Origin of the sequence: Pseudomonas sp. RW407 (assembly GCF_003176655.1) — a bacterium.
Classification (GTDB): Bacteria; Pseudomonadota; Gammaproteobacteria; order Pseudomonadales; family Pseudomonadaceae; genus Pseudomonas; species Pseudomonas delhiensis.
Genome location: NZ_QGSL01000107.1, coordinates 847,384 through 852,376, shown reverse-complemented (window position 1 = coordinate 852,376; position 4,993 = coordinate 847,384). Strand labels below are relative to the sequence as shown.

At 69.2% G+C, this 4,993-nt stretch carries 4 protein-coding genes; 3 read left to right on the top strand and 1 reads right to left on the bottom strand.

What is annotated here, in order from left to right; all coding sequences use genetic code 11:
- The coding region (locus DK254_RS27995) for a FimV/HubP family polar landmark protein (RefSeq protein ID WP_305888140.1) at positions 1–1,033 on the top strand (1,033 nt) is incomplete at its 5' end.
- A gap of 306 nt (positions 1,034–1,339) precedes the next feature.
- Here DK254_RS27995 and DK254_RS27990 read toward each other — a convergent pair.
- Positions 1,340–3,526, bottom strand: a complete 2,187-nt coding sequence (locus DK254_RS27990; RefSeq protein ID WP_109936433.1) for a patatin-like phospholipase family protein — start codon at positions 3,524–3,526, stop codon at positions 1,340–1,342.
- A gap of 65 nt (positions 3,527–3,591) precedes the next feature.
- Here DK254_RS27990 and DK254_RS27985 point away from each other — a divergent pair, with 65 nt between their 5' ends.
- The gene (locus DK254_RS27985) at positions 3,592–3,876 is read left to right on the top strand and encodes a SelT/SelW/SelH family protein (protein ID WP_009620440.1); all 285 of its coding nucleotides are present in this window, start codon (positions 3,592–3,594) and stop codon (positions 3,874–3,876) included.
- 106 nt (positions 3,877–3,982) lie between these two features.
- A complete protein-coding gene (rfaD, locus tag DK254_RS27980; RefSeq protein ID WP_109936432.1) occupies positions 3,983–4,975 on the top strand; it encodes an ADP-glyceromanno-heptose 6-epimerase in 993 nt (330 codons plus the stop codon).
- The last annotated feature ends 18 nt before the right edge of the window (positions 4,976–4,993 follow it).

Here is a 4,993-nt window from a genome sequence, read left to right as displayed (position 1 = left end):
GCCGGTGGCCGAAGCCGCCAAGCCGACGCCCCAGGCGCCCGCCGCGGTGGATGAGGAAGGCACCGTCCTGACCCGTTACTGGCCCTGGGCCGCCCTGGCAGCCCTGGTGCTGGCGCTGGGCCTGGTCTACAGCCGGCGGCGCAAGCCCGACGACGAGCCGCCGCAGCTGCAAGCCGAGGCCGCCAGCCTGCCGCCGCTGGCGCCGGCCCGCCCGGTAGAGCCGGCCAAACCGGTGGTGGCTTCTGCCGTCGCGCCGCTGGCCGGCGCCAACGAAGCCTCCCTGGCCCGCTTGCCGGCCGCCAGCAGCGACAGCCTGGAGGGGGCGAACATCTACATCGCCTACGGCCGCTTCGGCCAGGCCCGCGACATGCTGAGCAAATCCGTCGCCGCCGAGCCACAGCGCCGCGACCTGCGCCTGAAGCTGCTGCTGGTGCTCGCCGAACTCGGCGACCTGGCCGGTTTCCGCGAGCAGGAGAGGGCGCTGCAGGCGATGGGCGGCGACCAGAAGCAGATCGACCAGCTCAAGGCCCGCTACCCCGCCATGCTCGAGCGTGACGACGAGCAGGCCATCAGCGACGGCCTTGGCGAGTGGGAAGGCCTGGAGCTGGGCGACGTCGGCGAGCACCCCGCGCCGGCACAGCCGCCGCTGGGCGACACCGCCGACCTGAACCTCGGCGAACTGTCCCTGGACCTGGACTGGAACAGCCTGGACGCCTTCGATTCGCCCAAGGGCTCTTCCGCCAAGGGCGGCAAGGACGACACCGAGGACCTCCTGAAGGACTTCCGCAGCAACCTGCGCGAGCTGCCGGAGGTCACCGAGTTCGACCTGGACGACGAGCAGGCCGGCGCTTTCGGCCTGCCGAGCCGGGCCGGCGGCGAGCAGGACAAGCTGCTGGCCAGCCTCGACCGGGCCCGCGCCTGCATCGACCGCGGCGACCTCGACGAGGCCTACCGGATCCTCGAACAGGTGCTGCAGGAAGGCGACAAGCAGGAACAGGAAGAAGCCCGCGAGCTGCTGGCGCGGATTGCCTGAGGCATTCCCGGTCCACCCGAAGCCCGGCCTTGCGCCGGGCTTTTTCATGCCGGTGATCGCGGACTCTGTCCGCGATTATGGCGGATAACGCCGTAGGCGTTATGCGCCCTACTGGGAGCCCGGGAGCTTCATGGTTTCGCCTCGCGCCGGACGGTCCCCTCTCCCGCTTGTGGGGGAGGGTTCGCGAGCAAGCTCGCTCCTACAAGAGCGTTTTCCAGAGAAACATCGGTGCGTAGGGCGAATAACCGTTCGCGGTTATCCGCCGCCGGCCCGGACACCGGTACCCGAGGATAACGGTGGATGCCGTCAGAAGTTGCGCCCCAGGTTCAGGTACACCGCATGCTCGTCGGCGTCGTTCAGGCCGTAGCTGAACGACAGCGGCCCCAGCGGTGTCTCGAAGCCCAGCATGATGCTCATGGCGTTGATGTAGCCGGTGTCGTAGCTATTGTCGTTGTTCCACACCCGGCCGCGTTCCAGGCTGCCGCCGAGGTAGAAGGGGAAGTCCAGGGGCAGGAAGGAGCGCTCGGTCATGCGCCGGTAGTAGATCACCCGGCCGAGGCTGTAGTTCTGCCCGGCCAGGGCGTCCTGGCGGAAGCCGGAGAGCTCGCGCGCGCCGCCGAGCAGGAAGCTCGACACCACCACGTCGGCGTCGTCCAGGGTGCGCCCGTAGCCGCCGCCCAGCACCCAGGTGTTCGGCCCGCTGCTCAGCGCCTTGTCCAGGCGCAGTTCCCACTGGCGGTAGCGGTCGTCGTCGCCCAGCGACGGCGTGTGCTCGCGGTAGCCGGCCTGGATGTCCTCGCCCTCGCGGGGGAAGTCGACGTTGTCCATGGTGTCGAAGGAGTACTTCAGCTCGGCGTAGCCTTCGTTGAAGTGGAAGTCCGGCAGGTCCCGCTGGCCCACGCGCACGTCGGCCTTGCCGAAGGCCTGGGCCACGCCCAGGCGGATCTCGCCGTTGTTGGCGATCTGCCGGCCGAGGTTGAGGCCGTAGCCGTAGCGTTCCAGGCGGTACTCGGCGATGGGGTCGTCGTTGTCGGTGGCCTCGACGTTGCGCGCCTCGTTGAACACGTAGGGCGCCACGAAGTAGCGCGAGCCGGCGTCCAGCGGCTGGTAGAACTCGCTGTAGAGCTCCTGCTGGTCGCCGATCTGCAGGCGCGTCAGCCATTCCGCGCCGAGGCGGTTGATGCCGTTGACGCGATAGCTGGCGCCGACGTTGAAGGTGCTGTCGCCGCGCAGGTCGTCCGACAGGTTCAGGCCCAGGCGCAGGTAGTCGGTGCCGCTGCGCTTGCCCAGGGCGTGGATGACCAGGGCGTTGCCGTCCTTCTCGCGGACCACCCGGTACTGCACCTGGTCGAAGTAGTCCAGGCCGTAAAGGGTGCTCATGTCGCTCTGCAGACGTTCCAGGTCCAGCGGCTGGCCCAGCGGCTGGCGGATGTAGTGGCGGATCACCTCGTCGCCGACCTTGGAGTCGTTCTCCACGCGGATGCTGCCGATCACCGGCGTGCGCTCGTCGGGCGTGCGCGCCTCGGCCAGGGCCACGGCTTCCTGGTCGCGGGGCTTGCGCAGGGCCGCCAGGCGCGTGGCGAGGATGCTGGTGGCGCGGTAGCCGGCGTCGATCAGCTGCGGCACGCGGCCGAAGTCGGTGGAGCTGTAGCCGCTGAGCGGCGGCTGGATGAGCACGTCGTCGGGCTTCAGGGTGGCCAGCTGCGCCTCGGAGTTCTTGCGTGTCATCAGGGTGACCGACTGGTTGAGCATGTCGACCACCGTGGTCAGCTGCTTGCGTTCGAGCAGCGGGTTGCCGATGTCGACCACGATGACCAGGTCGACGCCCATCCTGCGCGCCACGTCCACCGGGATGTTGTCGACCATGCCGCCGTCCACCAGCAGCTTGCCGTCGTACTCCACCGGGGCGAACACCGCCGGGATCGACATGCTGGCGCGGATCGCCTGGGGCAGGTGGCCGTGGTCGAACACCACCTTCTCGCCGGTGGAGATGTCGGTGGCCACGGCGCGGAAGGGGATGGCCAGCCTGTCGAAGTCGCGGGTGCCGCTGGTGTGCACCAGCAGGCTCTCCAGGAGCATGGTCAGGTTCTGCCCCTGGATGGCGCCCAGGGGCAGGCCGAGGGAGCCGTCGTCGCGGAAGCTGAGCTTCTGCTTGACCAGGAAGTCGCGGTCGTCCTGCTTGCGCCGGAAGGGTACGTCCACCCGCGGCGGCGAGTCGGACAGCGCCTGCTGCCAGTCCAGGCCGAGGGCGATGCGCTCCAGTTCCCTGGGCGTGTAGCCGGCGGCGTAGAGCCCGCCGACCACCGCGCCCATGCTGGTCCCGGCGATGGCGTCGATGTGGATGCCCTGTTCGTCCAGGGCCTTGAGCACGCCGATGTGGGCCAGGCCGCGGGCGGCGCCGCCGGACAGCACCAGGCCGATCTTCGGCGGGTGCCCGGCGGCGAGGGTGGACAGTGGCAGGAGCAGCAGGAGGGCGAACAGCAGGCGGCGCATTGGGCGGGTCCGATGGGGCTTCCAGGCGGCTATTATAGGCATCCCAGAGCAGGAGCCCGGACGCCATGAGCCAGCCCAGAGCGGAAATCGTCATCACCTATTGCACCCAGTGCCAGTGGCTGCTGCGCGCCGCCTGGCTGGCCCAGGAACTGCTCAGCACCTTCGCCGACGACCTCGCCCGGGTGAGCCTGGAGCCCGGCACCGGCGGGGTGTTCCGCATCACCTGCGACGGCGAGCAGATCTGGGAGCGCAAGGCCGATGGCGGCTTCCCCGAGGCCAAGGTGCTCAAGCAGCGGGTGCGCGACCGCATCGACCCGCAGCGTGACCTGGGGCACAACGACCGGCCCTGATGGCACTTCGTTAGCAAGCTAACATTCCTTGCCTTGTATCAACGGCCGCCGGCCCTGCCGGGAATAGCCTGTGGGCACTTCATTCTCCGCTGGGGAGTGTTCCCACATGAGCATCATCGTCACCGGCGCCGCCGGCTTCATCGGCAGCAACCTCGTCAAGGCGCTGAACCTGCGGGGTGAGTCCGACATCATCGCGGTCGACGACCTGACCGAAGGCGACAAATTCCGCAACCTCGCCGACTGCGACATCGCCGACTACCTGGACAAGCGCGACTTCGTCGAACGCTACGCCCGCGGCGGCTTCGGCGTGGTCCGCGCGCTGCTCCACCAGGGCGCCTGCTCCAGCACCCTGGAGGGCGACGGGCGCTACCTGATGGACAACAACTACCGCTACAGCTGCGACCTGCTGGAGGCCAGCCTGAAGCTGGGCGTGCCCTTCCTCTACGCCTCCTCGGCGGCGGTCTACGGCGGCGGGCGCGACTTCCGCGAGCTGCGCGAGTACGAGCGGCCGCTGAACGCCTACGGCTATTCCAAGTTCCTCTTCGACCAGCGCGTGCGCCGCGCCCTGCCGCAGGCGCGCAGCCAGGTCGTCGGGCTGCGCTACTTCAACGTCTATGGCCCGCGCGAGCAGCACAAGGGGCGCATGGCCTCGGTGGCCTTCCACTGCTTCGAGCAGTTTCGCGCCAGCGGCAAGGTGCAACTTTTCGGCGAGTACGGCGACTACCCGGCCGGCGGCCACCTGCGCGACTTCGTCTCGGTGGAGGACGTGGCCCGGGTCAACCTGCACTTCCTCGACAACCCCGGCCGCAGCGGCATCTTCAACCTCGGCAGCGGCCGCGCACAGCCGTTCAACGACGTGGCCCTGGCGGTGATCAACAGCCTGCGCGCCCAGCGGGACCAGCCGCCGCTCAGCCTGCAGCAGGCCATCGCCCAGGGGCTGCTGGAGTACGTCGGGTTCCCCGATGGCCTGCGCGGTAAGTACCAGTGCTACACCTGCGCCGACATCGCCTTCCTGCGCGAGGCCGGCTACCGGGCGCCGATGCTGGGCGTGGCGGAGGGCGTCGAGCGCTACTGCCGCTGGTTGCTGGAGCAGGCCTGACTCAGGCGAATTCCTCGA

What these genes read in the sequence shown, in the direction of transcription:
- DK254_RS27990 (WP_109936433.1), bottom strand. Translation starts at nt 3,526, where the DNA reads ATGCGCCGCCTGCTGTTCGCCCTCCTGCTGCTCCTGCCACTGTCCACC.
- DK254_RS27985 (WP_009620440.1), top strand. Translation starts at nt 3,592, where the DNA reads ATGAGCCAGCCCAGAGCGGAAATCGTCATCACCTATTGCACCCAGTGC.
- rfaD (WP_109936432.1), top strand. Translation starts at nt 3,983, where the DNA reads ATGAGCATCATCGTCACCGGCGCCGCCGGCTTCATCGGCAGCAACCTC.